Here is a 939-nt window from a genome sequence, read left to right on the forward strand (position 1 = left end):
CTAGACGGGGCTTCACCTCATCCGTGGCAGGACGCGACATGACCAACGCCCGCTTGCCGTCAAGCCGAAGTTGATGTTCCAGCAGAACATCGCCTGCGTTCTCGACGAGCGGATGAGTAACCCGGAGACCGACAACGGACGAGACGTGTTTTTGCCCAGGAAAGTGCCGCTCCCACGCCTCCCCTCCCATGCGACGTCGACCTTCGGTCTTTAGAAGCCCGACACTCTTGTCACCCAATTGATAGCTGAAATATCGCGCATGGTCCGAATCCTCTACGGTGGATCCGGCTCTGGCGACCATCGCTGTGCGCTCAGCCTTTTCGGAAACGAAATCCGAGTATTCTTGCGGATTATCGGCTATGTGCTTGATGTCCTTACCGTAAAAATTTCTCAGTTCTTCCCTGAATGACTCCCTGTCAATCTCATCGATGGGAGGTTCGGAAATGAGGGAGTACGGCCGTGTCGCCCCCGAGGACGAACCAGGCGCCGTAAGCGTTTCCGTAAACCTACGGCCATCTGCTGATAGCTCCGATTCATCGGCCTGGCTCGCGCTTGGAACTTGGCTGGAAGAACCAGTGATTCTGTTATACATGCGGTTCGCTCTCCCTATCGCAACGTACTGGCCTACTCGAAGACCTGTGGACAATGATAGGCGCGCGAGCTGACAACAAGCTGACGCACAGAGGGGGCGCATCACCCTAGCCTCACCGTGCCACGCCAAGGCGAGGAGCGGCTGGCCTTTCCAGAGCTACTCATTGGGCTTCGCGGCTATGATGCCATACCTTGTTACGCGAGCGAGCCGAGACTCGGATCGCTGTGGCGCAGGCGGGTTCTTTAGAAGAATTACAGTCCTACCTGATACTGCTGCGGCCCATCACAACCTCGTTCCACTTGTGCAGTCCTCCAAATCCGAGGACATCGGAGTACCGGTCGAACCGT

Annotated in this window: 1 protein-coding gene; it reads right to left on the reverse strand. The window is 56.9% G+C overall.

The window, feature by feature from the left end:
• Positions 1-592 (reverse strand): host specificity protein (locus GWE18_RS41900; RefSeq protein ID WP_275191303.1); only part of this gene is annotated, 592 nt, incomplete at its 3' end.
• Positions 593-939: the final 347 nt, after the last annotated feature.

This window comes from Bradyrhizobium sp. CSA112 (assembly GCF_029051645.1).
In the GTDB taxonomy this organism is placed as follows: domain Bacteria; phylum Pseudomonadota; class Alphaproteobacteria; order Rhizobiales; family Xanthobacteraceae; genus Bradyrhizobium.